This window comes from Clostridium bowmanii, assembly GCF_018861315.1.
Classification (GTDB): domain Bacteria; phylum Bacillota; class Clostridia; order Clostridiales; family Clostridiaceae; genus Clostridium_AD; species Clostridium_AD bowmanii.
This window is the reverse complement of the sequence record NZ_JAHLDL010000045.1, coordinates 14,723-32,217: the sequence shown is the minus strand read 5'-3', so window position 1 is coordinate 32,217 and position 17,495 is coordinate 14,723. Positions and strand designations below refer to the sequence as shown.

General features: G+C 31.8%; 13 protein-coding genes, 1 tRNA gene and 1 rRNA gene. 11 read left to right on the top strand and 4 right to left on the bottom strand.

Going from position 1 to position 17,495, the window contains the following annotated elements; all coding sequences use genetic code 11:
• A 5S ribosomal RNA gene (rrf, locus tag KPL51_RS20700) occupies positions 1-91 on the top strand; the annotation flags it as partial.
• A 292-nt stretch (positions 92-383) separates the two neighbouring features.
• On the opposite strand, the gene KPL51_RS20695 is transcribed toward rrf, so the two are convergent.
• Positions 384-459, bottom strand: a tRNA-Pro gene (locus tag KPL51_RS20695).
• Positions 460-582: 123 nt separating this feature from the next.
• Positions 583-1,128 carry a hypothetical protein gene (locus KPL51_RS20690; protein ID WP_216165887.1) on the bottom strand — a complete coding sequence of 182 codons (546 nt, stop codon included), beginning with the start codon at positions 1,126-1,128 and terminating at the stop codon, positions 583-585.
• 247 nt (positions 1,129-1,375) lie between these two features.
• Between KPL51_RS20690 and KPL51_RS20685 the strand changes: the two genes are divergently transcribed.
• A complete protein-coding gene (locus KPL51_RS20685; RefSeq protein WP_216165885.1) occupies positions 1,376-2,668 on the top strand; it encodes a TolB family protein in 1,293 nt (430 codons plus the stop codon).
• A 218-nt stretch (positions 2,669-2,886) separates the two neighbouring features.
• On the opposite strand, the gene KPL51_RS20680 is transcribed toward KPL51_RS20685, so the two are convergent.
• A complete protein-coding gene (locus tag KPL51_RS20680) occupies positions 2,887-3,630 on the bottom strand; it encodes a helix-turn-helix domain-containing protein (RefSeq protein ID WP_216165883.1) in 744 nt (247 codons plus the stop codon).
• A gap of 188 nt (positions 3,631-3,818) precedes the next feature.
• On the opposite strand from KPL51_RS20680, the gene KPL51_RS20675 reads away from it, so the two are divergent.
• From KPL51_RS20675 to KPL51_RS20640, 8 genes are all read left to right on the top strand, one after another.
• Positions 3,819-5,093 carry an ABC transporter substrate-binding protein gene (locus KPL51_RS20675; RefSeq protein ID WP_216165881.1) on the top strand — a complete coding sequence of 425 codons (1,275 nt, stop codon included), beginning with the start codon at positions 3,819-3,821 and terminating at the stop codon, positions 5,091-5,093.
• 79 nt (positions 5,094-5,172) lie between these two features.
• Positions 5,173-6,051: a carbohydrate ABC transporter permease gene (locus KPL51_RS20670; RefSeq protein WP_216165878.1), complete on the top strand. Its 879-nt coding sequence runs from the start codon at positions 5,173-5,175 to the stop codon at positions 6,049-6,051.
• The gene (locus KPL51_RS20665) at positions 6,051-6,896 is read left to right on the top strand and encodes a carbohydrate ABC transporter permease (protein WP_216165876.1); all 846 of its coding nucleotides are present in this window, start codon (positions 6,051-6,053) and stop codon (positions 6,894-6,896) included. The genes KPL51_RS20670 and KPL51_RS20665 overlap by 1 nt, the downstream gene beginning before the upstream one ends.
• A gap of 49 nt (positions 6,897-6,945) precedes the next feature.
• On the top strand, positions 6,946-9,237 hold the full coding sequence (locus tag KPL51_RS20660) for a glycoside hydrolase family 65 protein (RefSeq protein ID WP_216165874.1): 2,292 nt from the start codon (positions 6,946-6,948) through the stop codon (positions 9,235-9,237).
• 263 nt (positions 9,238-9,500) lie between these two features.
• On the top strand, positions 9,501-10,664 hold the full coding sequence (locus tag KPL51_RS20655) for a class I SAM-dependent methyltransferase (RefSeq protein WP_216165872.1): 1,164 nt from the start codon (positions 9,501-9,503) through the stop codon (positions 10,662-10,664).
• Positions 10,665-10,771: 107 nt separating this feature from the next.
• The gene (locus KPL51_RS20650; RefSeq protein ID WP_216165870.1) at positions 10,772-11,575 is read left to right on the top strand and encodes a pyruvate, water dikinase regulatory protein; all 804 of its coding nucleotides are present in this window, start codon (positions 10,772-10,774) and stop codon (positions 11,573-11,575) included.
• Positions 11,576-11,920: 345 nt separating this feature from the next.
• Positions 11,921-13,048, top strand: a complete 1,128-nt coding sequence (locus KPL51_RS20645; RefSeq protein ID WP_216165868.1) for an ABC transporter ATP-binding protein — start codon at positions 11,921-11,923, stop codon at positions 13,046-13,048.
• Positions 13,048-14,640 carry an ABC transporter permease/substrate-binding protein gene (locus KPL51_RS20640; RefSeq protein WP_216165866.1) on the top strand — a complete coding sequence of 531 codons (1,593 nt, stop codon included), beginning with the start codon at positions 13,048-13,050 and terminating at the stop codon, positions 14,638-14,640. Before KPL51_RS20645 ends, KPL51_RS20640 begins: the two co-directional genes overlap by 1 nt.
• 94 nt (positions 14,641-14,734) lie before the next feature.
• Here KPL51_RS20640 and KPL51_RS20635 read toward each other — a convergent pair whose 3' ends face one another.
• Positions 14,735-16,597 carry a beta-N-acetylhexosaminidase gene (locus KPL51_RS20635; protein ID WP_216165863.1) on the bottom strand — a complete coding sequence of 621 codons (1,863 nt, stop codon included), beginning with the start codon at positions 16,595-16,597 and terminating at the stop codon, positions 14,735-14,737.
• A gap of 386 nt (positions 16,598-16,983) precedes the next feature.
• Between KPL51_RS20635 and KPL51_RS20630 the strand changes: the two genes are divergently transcribed.
• Entirely contained in the window at positions 16,984-17,385 is a 402-nt protein-coding gene (locus tag KPL51_RS20630; protein WP_216165861.1) for a hypothetical protein, read from the top strand.
• Positions 17,386-17,495 lie beyond the last annotated feature (110 nt).

Sequence of the window (17,495 nt, the reverse complement as noted above, 5' to 3'; positions counted from 1 at the left end):
ACCCCTTCCCATACCGAACAGGTAGGTTAAGCTTCAATGCGCTAATGGTACTGCAGGGGTAACTTTGTGGGAGAGTAGGTCATCGCTAGGTAACAAAAGGCCACTAAGTTTAACTTAGTGGTTTTTACTTTGCGTAAAAATAATCAAGTTAGTTTATATAAATGAGAGTTATTAATAATAATCTGGGAGGGCAGGTGATATGAATAACCTTGTCCATTAACAACCTATGTAATGGTGTCACTGACACCACCTTAGATAATGTATTCAATATGTATCTTCAAATGTTGTTTGATTTAAGTAAACTTCGTATACCTTGTAGAACTGCTTCAGTGGTATGAAAAATTTATAATAAAAAAAGAGTTGCCTATTGACAACTCTTTACTTGGTCGGGGTGACAGGGATTGAACCTGCGACCTCATGGTCCCAAACCACGCGCGCTCCCAGCTGCGCTACACCCCGGCGACAATTATTATTATATAATAGAACTGTATAAATGTCAACAGTATTTACATATAAATTCACGCAGTTACAAAATAGACCCAAAATAGGTTTCTTATATTCAAAGTTAATTTTCAATTAAAATTATGCAATTGGAGGATTTACTATTTCTATTTTACAAGTTGTAATTGCAGTGTCTGTACTAGTGGCTGAGACACCAGCAAATATTATACCAACAGCTTTGACATTAAGACGGCTGTTTCCAGTTGTAGTACCGCCCACCATAAAATTATAAGTAGTTCCAATCAATAGACTATCTCTAATTTCTTTTTCGCAAACTTGTTCACAGTTTGTTTGTACGGGATCAGGTAAGGGCAGTGGAGTAATGCCTCCAAGTGATTCAAAAGCAGTATTGCCAAGTACTCTTATCCATGTAATACTGTACAAAGATACAATGTATCCATTATTTAACCTTACGATACCATTACCTACTTGTGATAGATTACTTATGGAACTGGTAGTTATTCCTCCATTTGTAGTATTTATTTGAAGGCTTACTGGACGATTCATAGCTTCAGCTGCTATGGAAATTTTCTCTAATACATTTCTAATTTGCGATGTGCAATCACAATTATCACACAAATTTTCATGGCAATGTGAAATATCAGGTTTTTTTTCATACTTAGACATAATATCACTCCCTGCATTATAATATGTTCCTCAAATTAAAATTGTGTTAGTAAAGCATTTTAAGCGAGAATACTTTATGACTAGCATTCTCACTTCTCAAAATATTACTATAACAAGTTAAAATATAAGAAAAAGAAATATTAAAAACGTAGAACAAAGGAAATACTAATTAATATTGAGATTATGTTTAAGGAAGATTTTTTGTTATGCTAGCAAGTATTAAAGAGAAACTAAAGGAGAGAGTAATATGATTAAAAATTTTAAAAAATTAATAGCGCTAACAACAATATTAGTTATAACAATCACAGGAACATTTGTAGGCAGTGCCCTTGCTAAAACGAAAGAAAGTAAAAATCCCAATGATTTTGCAGTAATGGTTAAGGAGAATAGTTTATGGACAGTCAATTTATTAAAATTAGATAAGGAGGTATTAGTAGACAAGGGTGGAGTATTCAAAAATCCAAGTATTTCACCAGATGGAGTAAATGTTGCTTATACAAAGGATGGAAGTCTTTATATATCTGAAATTGACTTAATAGAGGGAAACAAAAAAACTATAAAAGTTGTTGGCAAGGTAATAAGTTACGTCTGGGTAAAAAACACTGAGCTAGCATACGGAGCAGAAAACGGAGGGCTTAATGGGTTTAATTTAATAACTAAAAAATCTTCTATTTATATTAAAAATGGAGAACGTTATGAAGATATGGCAAGTGATAATAATGGGATTATATATGCAGGAGTATATAGATATTTTATAAAGGATGGTGATAATTATATTAAGCCAAAGGGTCTTATAAAATATGATATGAATTCTGGAGTGGAAGATCTAATAATCAAAGCTAAACCTTGGAGTGATGATATTCCCAATAGCAGCTTAATACCTAAAGTTGCTGGAATTTCAAAGGATGGAGCTTATGTTTATATATGGCGCAAAGCTCAATCAGGATCATTAAATGCTGATGGAGTTCCTTTTGGTGTATATGAGGTAAAAACTAATAAGTTTATACTTTGCGACGATAAACAGGTTTTTGCTTTAGCATATAAAGATAACTTAGCTATAAATCCCTTAGATGGAAAGAGGCCTGTACTTAATAATGGTGGAGTAAGGTATATGAATGTCAATAAGACAATAGGAACAGTAGATGTAATAAAGGGAACATTTGCTCCTATTTTACCAGAAAGTATGATATCTACTACTAATGGCCCGTATAACACAAATGCTAAGGGGGTGGTTACAATGACACCATCTTTCTCACCAAAAGGAGATAAAATTATATATTCAGCATCTAATGCAAATAATGATGCTCAGCAGTGGGCAAAGGAACCACACAATATATATATTGTAGATTTAAAAAGTAGAAAGGTAGAAAAAATAACTAAGGGTGATAATTTTGATTTTGCTCCTGAATATATTTCAAAAGGAGCCAGTATTATATTCGGTAGAAGAACTGGTGATAATGTGATTTCTCTATTTAGAATAAAAGAAAATAAAGAAGAGTGTGTAACAAAAGATATTAAATTAGATAAAACTCTTGAGTGAATTTTTAGAGCTCAGGAGTTTTGTCTTTTACTTTGTTAAAGAGTTTTCTCATACTGGAAAAGCTCCGAATTCAATAGGTAAGCTTGTATATTTTGCTATTATTGATAATAATAGGTAAATACCTTTATAAATGATCCACATTTAGAAGTGGAGGATATCAATAATACCATCCTTAGTAATTTAAGGGTGGCATTATTGATTTTAAAGTAGAAAATTTATTAATCCTCCACTAAGGAATTTGTACTTGAGCACTGCTTTTTATATTCGCTTGGTGTTATACCGGTTTGCTTTTTGAAAAAACGACAAAAGTAAGTTACATGACTGAAATTAAAAGCATAGCTTATTTCACTTATGCTTGAATTTGCGTGATTCATGTACAACTTAATAGCAATAATTCGCTGATCATTAATATATTCAGATAAGGTTTTGCTTACTTCCTTTTTAAAAGCAGCACACAGGTAATTGGGATGCACGTTTACAAAAGAAGAGATTTCTGCTAGGGATAAATTGTTTTCTATATTTTTATTTATATAGGTGATTACTCGGTTAATAAGTGGATTATAAATATTTTCCTTGTATTTTTTTAAAACCATAATAAAATCATTTAACATTTTGTATTCTAAAGCTTGAACTTCGGAGATAGTAGCAGTTTCGTCAATAAGGTTAATATAATAATCACTTAACATAAAGGAAGTCTCAGTATCAAGGCCTGCTTCAATTATAGCCCGTGTAAAAAATGTACATGAGGCAATAAGTGAATATTTAAGAGAACTAAGAGGTCTTTTAGACAGCTCGGCTCGTTCTAGGGAATTGATCTGGTTCAAGGCCTTGATACTTTTATCATAATCCATCTGCTTAATAGCTTGTACCAGCTTACACTCAAGGGCGTAGGGTGGATGGATATAAGAAGTGTATCTATTTCTAGCCATTGTAGATTCAAGTTTCTTATAAATGTCTTCCAAAAAATATCACCTCTCAAAAATTAACCACAATAAAGTGCAAAATATATTAACATTGTATAAAAATCATACGATTTTTTGGATATAATGTCAATATACTTTAAATATTCAGGTTATACAAAAATTTTATTGTAAAGGTATTCATCATAATTTCAAGTTCATAAAGAAAATAAAAAATAGGGGGAATTAGCATGAAAAAATCCATGAGTACTATCTTAGCTATTGTATTAGCATTATCAACTATGACTGGATGTGCCTCAAAAGTCGGGGATACAAAAACAACTGAGACTGCTAAAAAGGAAAAAGCAATAATTACTGTAATTCAAAATAAGGTTGAAATTCAACCTCAACTTGAAGAGGCAGCAAAGGCATTTAATACTTCTCAAAGCGATGTGGAAGTTCAAATATTGGGTTCAGCAGGAGATAATTTGGTAACGACTCTGCAGTCTCAGTTTGCATCAAGTCCAGAAAAAGCACCTACACTTTTTACTTGTGGAAGTGGCAGTGAGTTTGATAAATTTTTCAAATATATGGCCCCAATGGATTCTGCAAAATCAGCAGCAAAAGTTGCTAAAGGACAGGCTGATGACGCAATGAAGGATGGTAAGTTATATGGTCTACCACTTGCAATCGAAGGATTTGGATTAATATATAACAAGAAAATGTTTAAAGAGGCCGGTGTAGATCCTGCTAGCATCAAATCAACAGATGATTTAGTCCAAGCAAGCAAGAAACTCGCACTAATTAAAGGAGTTAAAAACCCAATAGCATTTGCGAAAGAAACATACTTTCAGTTTATGCACCCATTTAATTGGCCATTTGCAACAATGAGTAACTATAAAGAAGTTATACCTAAGGTTATAAAGGGAGAATTGAAATTAAAAGACATTAAAGAAGTTAAACAATATGCGCAGGATTTAACAAAGCTAAAGCCATATACAAATCTTGCAAAAGACAGTTATGATGATCAAGTTGCAGGTTTTGCACAAGGTCAATTCGCAATGATTCATCAAGGAAACTGGGCGCAAGGAATAATTGACGATTACAAAGTTGATTTTGAATATGGTATGATGCCAATGCCAATCAATGGCAATACATCATTATCAGTAGGAAACACAAACTTCTTTCATGTCAATAATGCAGCTACAGCAGCGCAACAAGTAGGAGCAATTAAGTTCTTAGACTGGTTATTCACGCAGCCTGCAGGGCAAGCATTTGTAACAGATAAGTTTAAGGTTATTCCAGCATACAATGGTTTTGATACCAGTAAATTAGATGTTCTTTCCAAAGAAATTTCAACATATTCAGAAAAGGGAAAGACTATACCATGGACTTTCAATCTATTCCCAGCAGGTGTTGACAAGGATTGTTCAAGTGCAATGGAAAAATTCTATGCAGGTAAAACAAATGCAGATGAATTACTAGATGAAATAAATGCAGTTTGGGTTAGTGCAGCAAAGAAATAGCATACCTTCTTAGATTAAAAGCCTCCGTGAGAGGCTTTTAATCTAAGAAAAATAAAATATTAAAATGGAGAGTGTAATAATGAATAAAAAATTCAAAAGCAAAATAACTACTTCTTTGTTTGTTATTCCTTCGCTGTTTATATTTATAAATGTAGTTATTATTCCTTTTGTCATGGGAATAATATACTCATTTACAAATTGGGATGGTTTTGCTTTTAAAGGATCAACTTTTATAGGATTTAAAAATTATGCAGCAGTATTTGCAGATAAAAAGTTTGTAACCTCCTTTTGGCTTACAACAAAGTATACTTTTGTTATGATCATACTAGTCAATATTGTGGGACTTTCACTAGCACTACTCGTAACTTCAAAGGTTAAGGGCAAAAACTTTTTTAGGGGTGTATATTTTTTACCTAACTTAATTGGTGGACTTATTCTAGGTTTTATATGGAAATTTATATTTACAAAGTTTTTTGTGCAATTTGGTGAAATTACGCATACCTCAAAGATATTTTTCAATTGGCTAGATGAGCCTACTGCTGCCTTTTGGGCACTAGTTGTTGTAGGGGTATGGCAAATGGCAGGGTATGTAATGGTAATATATATAGCTTCTATAGAGAGTATATCTGAGGATGTTATGGAGGCTGCTAGTATAGACGGGGCAAATAGCTGGACTAAATTCAAAAAAATAACCCTTCCGCTAATAGCACCTGCGTTTACAATAAGCTTATTTATTACTCTATCCAATTCCTTTAAACAATATGATACCAACCTTTCATTAACAAATGGTGGTCCTTTTGGAAGCACCGAATTAGTAACTATGAATATTTTTTCAACAGCCTTTAGCTATAACAAGTATGCACAGGCACAGGCAAAGTCCATCATCTTTTTCTTGGTCATAATGGTCATTACTGTTTTGCAGATCTATACTACTAAGAAAAGGGAGGTTGATATGTAATGAAAGTAAAATCTAAAGCATCTAAAGTGTTTATTATACTAGGAATTCTGAGCGCAGCTTTTACCTTATTTCCTATGTATATTATGGTGGTCAATTCGTTTAAAGGTAGGGCAGAGATTTTTACAGACACCATAGGTCTACCTAAATCATTAGATTTTTCTTATTATATATCAGCTATTGAGAAAATGCAATTTTTGAAAGCACTATCAAATTCATTACTTGTGACAATAATAAGTATTGTTTTAATAATATTGCTTACTTCTATGTCTGCATGGGCAATAGTAAGAAGTAATTCAAAGCTTTCAAATTTCATATTATATACTTTTATAGCAACGATGCTTGTTCCTTTTCAGTCTGTTATGATTCCTTTAATGCAGTACATGAGTGCATGGGAAATCAAAGCTATTAATTTTTCAATGATAGATACTTATTATGGACTAATTTTTATGTACATTGGGTTTGGATCTAGCTTATCTATATTTCTATATCATGGATTTATAAAGGCATTTCCACGTTCACTAGAAGAAGCAGCAATGATAGATGGATGCAATAAGTTTCAGGTGTTTTGGAGAATAGTATTTCCTAACTTAAAGCCAATTACAGTTACGGTAGCCATTTTAAATGTAATATGGATATGGAATGATTATTTACTGCCATCGTTGGTACTTAGAAGCCCTAAACTTCGAACAATTCCTCTTTCTACCTTCTATTTTTTCGGGGAGTTTACAATACAATGGAATTTGGCCATGGCAGGACTTGTTCTTACCATTATACCAATAATTATTTTCTATTTATTTTCACAGAAATATATTATTAAGGGAGTTATGGCCGGTGCCGTTAAATAATTCAGACTTATAACTATTTTATGAATAACTCATAAGGGGAGTAGACATTATGAAAAACGAATGGATTATTAGCGATAATAGTTTAAATGAAGAAGATTTATTGAAAAATGAAAGTATTTTTAATGTTTCAAATGGATATATAGGAATTAGAGGAAACTTTGAAGAAAAATATCCTGACTACTATGGAACAATTAGAGGATCGTATATAAATGCGTTTTATGAGGAAGTTCCTATACAATACGGTGAAAAAGCCTATGCTTTTCCAGAAAAGATGCAGAAAATAGTAAATATTACAGATGCACAAAATGTTAGTATAATAATTGATGGAGAGAAGTTTTCTCTTTTTGAGGGAACTGTGAAAAGCCTAAACAGGTATCTTGACATGGAAGATGGCTGCTATGTTAGAGAAATATGGTGGGTTTCGCCCCTGGGAAAAGAACTTAAGATAAAGATAACAAGACTCGCTTCACTAAAATATTTAGAACTATTCACTATTAATTATGAAATAGAAAAAGTTAATTTTGATGAAGGAATAATTATAGAATCTGGAATTGATGGAGATGTAACAAACTTCACAAATGAAAGTGATCCTCGTTTGTCATCAGGACATGCTAACATTCTATCTGTAGTGTCTATGGTGGTAGAAAATGATATAATGCAGATAGTATCGGAAACTAAAAACTCTAAGAAGCTTGTAGCTGTTACAACAAAGCATAGTTGCAATGTTAATTGTGATGTTTCTCTTTTAAATGCTTACAAAGTAGCAAAAACTATATTTAAAACAGAGCCTGGAAAAGAAATAATAAACTTTACTAAATATAATGTATACACAGATTCAAGGCGATATAAAAGCCTTGTCAGCCAAGGAATAGATATAGTAGATAAGTTAAGCCGTAAACCTTTTGAAGAAATATTAAATGAGCAAAGGGATTATTTAAAGGAGTTTTGGAGTCTGGCAGATATTAATATTCAGGGAGATGAAAAACTTAAGCTAGGGCTCAGGTATAATCTATTTCAACTTCTTCAAGCAGTGGGGAAAGATTCTAAAAGTAACATAGCAGCAAAGGGCTTAAGTGGAGAAGGCTACGAAGGACATTATTTTTGGGATACTGAAATTTATATGCTTCCTTTTTTCACACTATGTAAGCCGGAATTGGCAAAGGGTCTTTTGAAATATCGCTTTAGTATTTTGGATAGTGCAAGGCAAAGAGCAAGGGAATTAGGACATAAAAAGGGTGCAGCTTATCCATGGAGAACTATAATAGGTAAGGAGTGCTCAGCATATTTTCCAGGGGGTACTGCTCAATACCACATTAACGCCGACATAGCCTATTCTTATATACAATATTATTTAGCGACAGGAGATATAGAGTTTATAAAAGAGTGTGGAGCAGAGGTGCTTTTTGAAACCGCAAGGATTTGGATTGAGATAGGGCATTTTCACAAAGGAGAATTTAAGATTGATGCTGTAACAGGACCAGATGAATATACTGCCATAGTAAACAATAATTACTATACAAATGCTATGGCAAAATATAATTTAAAGTGGGCAACAAAATTATATTATGAACTCTTAGACAAGGATCCGCAAATGCTAAATAGTTTATGTAATAAAATAAGTTTGCTCGAGGAAGAAATACAGCAGTTTGCACGGGCCTATGAGAATATGTGCTTGCCCTACGATAAAGAACTTAAAATAAATGCTCAGGATGATAGTTTTTTATCTAAAGCAGTATGGGATTTTGAGAATACACCAAAAGAAAAATATCCTCTATTACTAAATTATCATCCATTAACTATTTATAGATATCAAGTATTAAAGCAGGCAGATACAGTACTTGCACATTTTCTTGTGGAAGATGAATCAGATATCCAGACTATTAAAAATTCCTATGATTATTATGAGAAAATAACAACTCATGATTCATCTTTATCTTGCGCGGCATACAGCATTATGGCATCTAAGATAGGATATCTTGATAAAGCATACGAATATTTTATAGAGACAGCAAGATTAGATTTAGATGATACTCATGGAAACACCAAAGATGGGGTTCATACCGCTAATATGGGTGGGACCTGGATGGCAATAGTATATGGATTTGCGGGTCTGAGAATAAAAGAAAATTATATTTCCCTTACACCGAAGCTCCCTAAAAAGTGGAGTGGACTTAAATTTAATTTTTTGTATAAAGGAGCTCATATTCAGGTGGATATGAGTGTGGATAAAACGGAAATAACAATTCAATGTGATTGTCCAATTAATTTAAAAATTAACAATGTATTATACGAAATTGTTAGTAATCAGAAAATAGAGATTGGGATTCTACCTAATAAGTAATAGATTATAGCTGTAATGAAAAATGGTGGTACGGATGTTGGAAGCATTGTAGCCATTACTTCCTTACAGCTTTTTTTTGTTGTTGTAAGTGTAAAATTAATTAGGCCAGAGAGTGGAGAGAGTTATGAAAAATAATATAGTTAATAATTTGCGCCTTTAATGTATTACAATTAGTTAATTAATTTGATGTTTAATGATATAATTACAGTAATACTAGGGTTAAAATAAAAGCAAGTTTAAAATAAATAAAAAGGTGTGTTGAAATGGAAAACTTAAAGAATGCCATTAATGAAATTATACAACAAGAAATTATAAAATTAGTTGTTAGTAATAAAGCAAATAATGATGTTGAATTTAATAAAATAATATTTGTATTAAAAGAAGACGATGTGAAACAATATTATCAAATGGAGAAATATACTGATAAGCAAATTTTCCATGAAAATATAAGCATAGATAGTTTAGAAGAAAAACTTTTTGATACTATATCATCTAATTATAAACAAGTGGATGCTTGGTCAAACACAGCTACCTTTGATTTAAAAATATCTAAAAAAGGTAAGGTTCATTTAGGTGTGAAAAAAGGTGATAATATAAGGCTCGCTAATAAAGGTCATAATAAAGAGAAAAATTATATTCTCAAAGAAGGCATGATAATAGAGCCTCTTATAGATTTAGGCATTTTCACAAAAGAGGGTAAAGTTGTTAATTCAATGTATGATAAGTATAAACAAATCAACAGATTTGTTGAAATTATTGATGATGAGATTGCAAACAATGATTTTAAGGAACTTACTATATTGGATTTTGGATGTGGTAAATCCTACTTAACCTTTGTATTATATTATTATTTTGTAAAAATTAAAAAAATTAATGTGAAAATGATAGGACTAGATCTTAAAGAGGATGTAATTAAAAAATGTAATGATATAGCCAAAAGATACAATTATGAAAACTTACATTTTGAGATAGGGGACATAAACGGATTCAAATATACTAATAGTGTGGATATGGTTATTACCTTGCATGCCTGTGATACAGCTACTGATTATGCATTGTATAATGCTATAAAGTGGAATACTAAGATGATTTTCTCTGTTCCTTGTTGCCAACATGAATTTAATAGCCAAATTAAAACAGAAGAATTGTCTATCTTAACAAAGTATGGAATAGTACAAGAAAGGGTTTCAGCGCTTATGACGGATTCAGTAAGAGCAAACCTTTTAGAGTGCGCAGGGTATAAAACTCAGCTTTTAGAATTTATTGATATATCACACTCTCCTAAAAATATATTGATTAGAGCTTCAAAAGCAAATATATCTGTGGAGAAAAAAGAAAGTGCAATGATTGAAGTTAAAGCTTTAATGGAGCAATTTAATTTAAAGCCCACATTATATAAGCTATTAAAACAAGATAATTTAATTTAAATATGTGGTTTAAAGTAGCAGATATCTTAGAAAGATCACCATATTAATTGTCGTGAAAATTATATTCGCAAAAGATAAAATATAAAAGAAAGTAGATGAGTTTAAAAATGTTAACAATATATGCAGTATCAGATTCTATAGGCGAAACAGCGGAACTTGTAGCTAAATCAGTAGCAAGTCAGTTTCCAGACAGTGTAATAGTAAAAAAAATACCACACATTAAAACAGCTGAGGATGTTAATAATTTTATTAGTAAAATAGACACTAATTCCAAAGCAATGGTTATTTCCACTATAATTATGGTGGATGTAAAAGAATTTTTAGTTCAAAGATGTGTTGAAAAAGGGATACTTGTATCAAATGTGTTAGGACCAGGAATAGGCCTGGCTTCTAAGTTATTAGGGATGCAACCAGAATATATTCCCGGGGCAATATGGAACATGGATGAGGAGTATTACAAAAGAATAGAAGCTATGGAGTATGCTATACATTATGATGATAGCAGAGATTATAATGGAATAAAACATGCAGATGTAGTGCTTATTGGCGTTTCAAGAACTTCAAAAACTCCATTATGTATGTATTTAGCTAATAAAGGGATTAAAGCAATCAATATCCCACTAGTCCCTGAAGTACCAGTTCCGGAAGAGTTATACAGTATTCCAGGAAAGAAGATTATAGGGCTTAAAATAGATCCTTATGTGCTTATTGAAATAAGAAAACATAGAATGGACAAATTCAATGGGCTTAATTCAAGTTTTCAATACTCTAATGATCAAAGAATTTTAGATGAGTTAGATTATGCAGAAAAAGTAATGAAAAGAACACGGTGTTTAACAATTGATGTAACTAAAAGAGCTATAGAGGACACAGCTTTAATTATTATGAAGAGTATAGGTTTTAATCAATAGTAGTAGTTATAACAAAATATATAGGTCTATCTTCTTATCTTAGGGTAAGAAGTTTTTTTGCATTTTGGTTTAAAGTGAATTTAATTAGGTAAATAATATTAAAAATATTTATTTATCACCCATATTATGTAGTTAAACTCTATATATCTACAAAATGTAAGCAATAGCTAGCATATGTTTCATTTTTACCCTTATATCGTCTATAGCTCAATATATATGGAACTGCAACATCTGTTCATAGTTTATGGAGTTATGCAAAGTAGCAATCCTATGATAACATATAGGTGTCAGTTACAATTAATAAGAGTTCGCTGACTTTTTACTAGTTTATTGAGGAGAGGAAATATGTTAGAGTTTAAGAATATACACAAGGTTTTTAAAAACCAAACCGTGATTAAGGATATCAGTTTTACTGTAAATAAGGGAGAATTTGTAGTTATAGTAGGACAAAGTGGTTGTGGAAAAACTACAACTTTAAAAATGATTAATAAGTTAATTTCACCAACCTCAGGGAAGATATACGTAGAGGGCAATGATATACTAAAGGAAGATACCATTAAGCTTAGACGGAATATGGGGTATGTCATACAGCAAACTGGACTTTTACCACATATGACTGTAGGCGAGAATGTTGGAATAATACCAAAATTAGAACAATGGCCGGAAAAGAAGATATATGATCGAACAATAGAACTTTTGAACATGGTAGGAATGGAACCAGAGAAGTACATAGACAGATATCCATGTGAACTTAGTGGAGGTCAGCAGCAAAGAATTGGAGTGGCAAGAGCCTTTGCAACAAATCCTGATATAATTCTTATGGATGAACCTTTTAGTGCACTAGATCCAATTACAAGAAATCAGCTTCAAGATGAACTATTTAATCTTCAACAAGAGTTTAAAAAAACAATAATTTTTGTAACTCATGATATGGATGAAGCACTTAAGCTTGGTGATAGAATTTGTATTATGAAGGACGGAAATATTATTCAGTTTGATACTCCAGAAGAAATTTTAAATAATCCAGCGGATGATTTTGTTGAAGAATTTATAGGAAAAAATAGAATATGGCAGCAACCAGGGTTTATAAAAGCTAAAGATATCATGATTACAGATCCAATTAAAACTATAGGTAGTAGAACTGTACTTCAAGCTTTAGAAATAATGAAGTCCAATAGTGTAGATAGTTTATTAGTTGTTAATAGAGAAAATAAACTAGAAGGAATTGTCACAATAAAAGATATTATAAGAAACTACACAGGTTCACTAAAGATAGATACTATTATGGGACGCGAAATTAAAACCGTCAATTTAAATGACTCTTTAGTAGATATACTAAATCTAATGAATGAACTTAAAATTGGATATGTACCAGTTGTGGATGATAGTTCTAAATTAGTTGGATTAATTACTGAAAGTAGCTTATTAATAGTTTTAAGCAACCAGTATATTGATCAGGAGGATGAGGGTTAATGGGTATAATAAATTCAATAGTAAGTTTTAAAGACTTTGTAGTTTCAAGGCAGAGTGAGATAATAAATTTAACGTTGCAGCATATTGAGTTAACGGTATTTGCTGTAGTTTTAGCAATAATTGTTGGTATTCCACTAGGTATTTTAATATCTAGATACAAAAAAATGTCGGGACCCGTTATAGGTTTTGCAAACTTAATACAAGCAGTACCAAGTTTAGCACTATTAGGGTTTTTAATACCAATACTTGGAATAGGTAGTACACCAGCAATCCTTATGGTGTTCTTATATTCACTACTTCCTATTATAAAAAATACTTATACTGGACTTATGAATATAAATCCAGATGTAATCGAGTCATCTAAAGGAATGGGCATGACAAATAAACAAGTACTTAAATTAGTTCAATTGCCACTTGCCTTTCCAGTAATTATGACTGGTATAAGAATATCAGCAGTTACTGCTGTGGGACTTATGACAATTGCGGCCTTTATAGGTGCAGGCGGACTTGGATATATGGTATTCTCCGGAGTGCAAACGGTAGATAATAATATGATTTTAGCTGGAGCAATTCCTGCATGTCTACTAGCACTACTAATGGACTCTGTTGTAGAAAAGATTGAACGAGGGGTAACACCTCCAGGAATCAGAAAAGCCGATGGAACAATTAAATTATCTAAGAGAAAAAAATATAAATTTAGTAAAACCAAAAAAATAATAGCTGGTAGTTTAGCTGTTATATTAGTAGCTAGTGGAATCTACATGGCAACTCAAAAAAAGGACACAATTGTGGTAGGTTGTTACAATAGTTCGGAGCAGATAATACTAGGTAATATGCTAGCAACATTAATAGAAAAAAATACAGATATTAAAGTAGAAACACATTTAAATCTAGGTGGCTCAGGCCTTGCTTATTCTGCATTGAAATCTGGTGAAATAGATATGTACCCTGAGTATACTGGAATGAGTTTAGTTGGTATTATGAAGCAAAAGCCAATTAATGATCCAGAAAAAGCATATAGTGTTGTAAGTGATTATTATGTTAAAAACTATGGTATTACTTGGCTAAAACCTTTTGGTTTTAATGATAGTTATACATTATCTGTAAGACAAGACACTGCTAAGAAATACAATCTAGAGACTATTTCAGACTTAGCAAAAGTAGGAGACCAGCTAAAACTCGGTGCTACCTTAGAATTTTGTAATAGGGCAGATGGTTATCCAGGGCTCACTAAAGTATATAATCTAAAGTTTAAAAGTGATAGCGCAATTGATGGAGGACTTAGGTATTCAGCTTTAGCTAATAAAAAGGTAGATGCTATTGATGCTTTTATGACAGAAGGATTATTAAAGTCTTATAAACTTAAGGTTTTAAAAGATGATAAGCATTTCTTCCCAAATTATGATGCGGTGCCAATAGTTAATAGTAAAACTCTTAAAAAACATCCAGAGCTTAAAGATTTAATTAACAAATTAGGTGGAAAGATTGACAATAAACAGATGATTGAATTAAATTATAAGGTGGATAAACTTGGTGAAGAGCCAGCAAAAGTTGCGGAAGAATTCTTGCTGGAAAATAAATTAATTAAGTAGTTTTATGTATTGTATTTTATAATTAAGATAGCCGGTTTCTACAGTTCATGTAGAAATCGGCTATTTTAATGATAATAATTGTTGAGGGTTATTTTTAGCAAGCTACTGAGCTTATGCTCCTCAAGTAACTGCATGTATAAGATATAATCTCTCTAATTCTATATAGTTCACTTTCTTTATTTCTAGATCTCCAAATTTTAGCAAAATCACAAAACCATACTTCTAGATTTTCAGCTAAGTCCATTGGTGTAAAGAGTGTATCTAAATCATCCCTGCAATACTCACTCTTCATTAAGTTTAGGAAGAAACTATCTACAAGTTGTATTGCTCTTGCAGAAACAATAAATTCTTGAAGATCAAAGGCATTTATGCGTACATCTTTGGATAAGGTAGTAAATTTAGTTTCTATTTTACAAGCTAGTTTATAGCCAGCTAAAATCTTTTTATCATCAAGTTTACTATAATCCTGTTTAAGATGTGAAATTTCACTGCAATTTTCCTTCCAATTTACTAGTTCATACCAGCCTACAATCTGCTCCTTGGATAATTGATTTAATAGGGATATTAATTGAAGTGATTCATCACCATACTCTATAATGGACAAGGCCTTAAATACATTTTCAAAATTCTTATCTCCTTCGGGATTCCATGATAGGGAGGCTCCAAATGCCATACCAGGAATAGAACTACTTAAAAAATTTATATGCCCAAAATCACCCCAGTCAGTATTGAGAAGACCAGTTGCACCATACTTAACACCATAGGAAACCATCCTTTTAATATTTTCAAAGCCTTTATCAACTTTGTTCACTAATTGATTCCAGCCCCATACACCAGGGCACACATACTGTTCCCTACCTGTGGAGGCTATTGCCTTTGTCCCATCTTCCTTGACATTCTCGCTATAGTCCCAATTAAGGCATATGGCATTTTTATCTATAATATTTAAAAGCTCTGGATGGTGTAAAATTACATCACCCCAGAACATAACCTTTTTTCCTTTTCTCGTAACTATATCTATTACCTTGTTCAAAAATTCAACGTAGGTTATTCCGGCTCCAACTTTATCCACCTTGGCCTTTGATTTACCCTTACCTAGGTCAAAGGTTTCATCACAACCTATATTAAATTTGTTTGAAGTAAATAAAGGAATATATTGCATTAACATTTTTTCAACTAGTTTTATGCTACCAGCATTAGTTGTATCCAGTGTGTGGGATACCATTCTATTACTAAAGGAGTATTCACCACCCTGGCTGTCTTCTAATTCACATAACTCATTGAAAGATTTTGATCTAAGAATCTCATACAGATGACCGAAAGTAGACAATGATGGTATTAACTCAACATGTCTCTTTTGACAATATTGATCTAGTAGTAATATTTCCTCAGCTGTTAGTGGGTCTTTGTCCATCCAAATTTCACTCATACCCTTAAAGGCAAAGGTATGCTCTATATACAATTGTAATTGATTGATTTTATAAAAAGATGCTCTGTCGACTAGCTCCATAAGTGTCTTTAGCGTGGGTACCTTTCCTCTTGTAACATCATGATAGAATCCTCTGTTAATAAAATATGGTTTGTCTTCTATCTTGAGATTTGGAAGTAGCGCACCATTTTGCCTAATAATTTGTCTTAAAGTCTGTACTCCATAAAATATACCTACTGAAGTAGCAGCATCTATTGCTATGCAATTTCCACCAATAGTTAATTTGTAAGACTCATTTTCACCGGCTTTTCTATTAAATCTAATTGTGATTTTATCACTATGGTTTTCAAAGGTCTTATTAATTACTAATTTAAAACCTAATTGCAGTTGGATCTCATCCTGTAATAAAATAGCAGCATTTAAGTCATCGAAATCACACTGATAATCTAGGATTATTTCCGTATCTCGCCTAAGCTGCAAGGTACCTTCTTTTAGGTCTAATTGATTAGGACTTGGAATTAAAAACATATTTTACACTCCCTAAATTTTGTTTTGTTTGATTTGAGTTATTAGCACCGTGGTAAATATTTATGTAGCACAAGAGGCGCTAATAATAATGAAGAAAATATTCAAATAAAGCGTTCATCTATTTCTCTAACGTATACCATATTGGACAAATAATCAATACCCTAAGAGGTAATAAAATAAAAATAGTTTAAATGAATGATATGATATACATATAAAGAAATTTATGGAATAATTTATGCGGAGAACTAATCTTTAAAGCTTTGTTTTAAGTGGATTTAATGATAGTCTATAAAACCTGAATTTTTTTTAGAAATTGGGGAATAAATATAATTAATATGAAAAAAATATAATTGATATGGAAAAAATATTGAATTTGGAGGGATATTATGAATTATTTAGATGAATTATTAAGCAACATAAATAGTAGACAAAGAAAGCAAAGGATTAATTCCAATAAAAATCTTATAGGGTTAGCAATTCTTGGTGTTACAATTGTTGGAACTGTTTCGGTTTTACTTACTCGAAAATTCGGTGAGGAAATAAGAAATATTATTATTAGTAATGCAAAAGATTCTGAGTATGATATAAATGAGGATGTTGATTTAGATATAGGTGAGGATGCTGATATAGATAATGATGAAGATCCGGATGAAGATATTGAGGAGGAAATTAAGCAAACCTTGGAAAAACAGAGAGGTAAATCTATAGGCGATGTAGGCGCTGCAATGGAAGAAGCCTTGGATGATCTAAAAGATGAGGAAAAAAATTATAATGAAGCTAAAGATTAATATATTTTAAAGTTATTATGGAGCAGGTCGTATACTTTTTAAGTTGAGTATGTGGTCTGTTCTTATTTTGTAGTGGAGATTGCCAGGGTTATTATAGTAAGTGTATAAAA

Bases quoted from the DNA above. Each gene is read 5' to 3' on its own strand.
- KPL51_RS20675 (WP_216165881.1), top strand. From the start codon at position 3,819: ATGAAAAAATCCATGAGTACTATCTTAGCTATTGTATTAGCATTATCA.
- KPL51_RS20650 (WP_216165870.1), top strand. From the start codon at position 10,772: ATGTTAACAATATATGCAGTATCAGATTCTATAGGCGAAACAGCGGAA.
- KPL51_RS20635 (WP_216165863.1), bottom strand. From the start codon at position 16,597: ATGTTTTTAATTCCAAGTCCTAATCAATTAGACCTAAAAGAAGGTACC.
- KPL51_RS20640 (WP_216165866.1), top strand. From the start codon at position 13,048: ATGGGTATAATAAATTCAATAGTAAGTTTTAAAGACTTTGTAGTTTCA.
- KPL51_RS20685 (WP_216165885.1), top strand. From the start codon at position 1,376: ATGATTAAAAATTTTAAAAAATTAATAGCGCTAACAACAATATTAGTT.
- KPL51_RS20660 (WP_216165874.1), top strand. From the start codon at position 6,946: ATGAAAAACGAATGGATTATTAGCGATAATAGTTTAAATGAAGAAGAT.
- KPL51_RS20665 (WP_216165876.1), top strand. From the start codon at position 6,051: ATGAAAGTAAAATCTAAAGCATCTAAAGTGTTTATTATACTAGGAATT.
- KPL51_RS20670 (WP_216165878.1), top strand. From the start codon at position 5,173: ATGAATAAAAAATTCAAAAGCAAAATAACTACTTCTTTGTTTGTTATT.
- KPL51_RS20690 (WP_216165887.1), bottom strand. From the start codon at position 1,128: ATGTCTAAGTATGAAAAAAAACCTGATATTTCACATTGCCATGAAAAT.
- KPL51_RS20655 (WP_216165872.1), top strand. From the start codon at position 9,501: ATGGAAAACTTAAAGAATGCCATTAATGAAATTATACAACAAGAAATT.
- KPL51_RS20645 (WP_216165868.1), top strand. From the start codon at position 11,921: ATGTTAGAGTTTAAGAATATACACAAGGTTTTTAAAAACCAAACCGTG.
- KPL51_RS20630 (WP_216165861.1), top strand. From the start codon at position 16,984: ATGAATTATTTAGATGAATTATTAAGCAACATAAATAGTAGACAAAGA.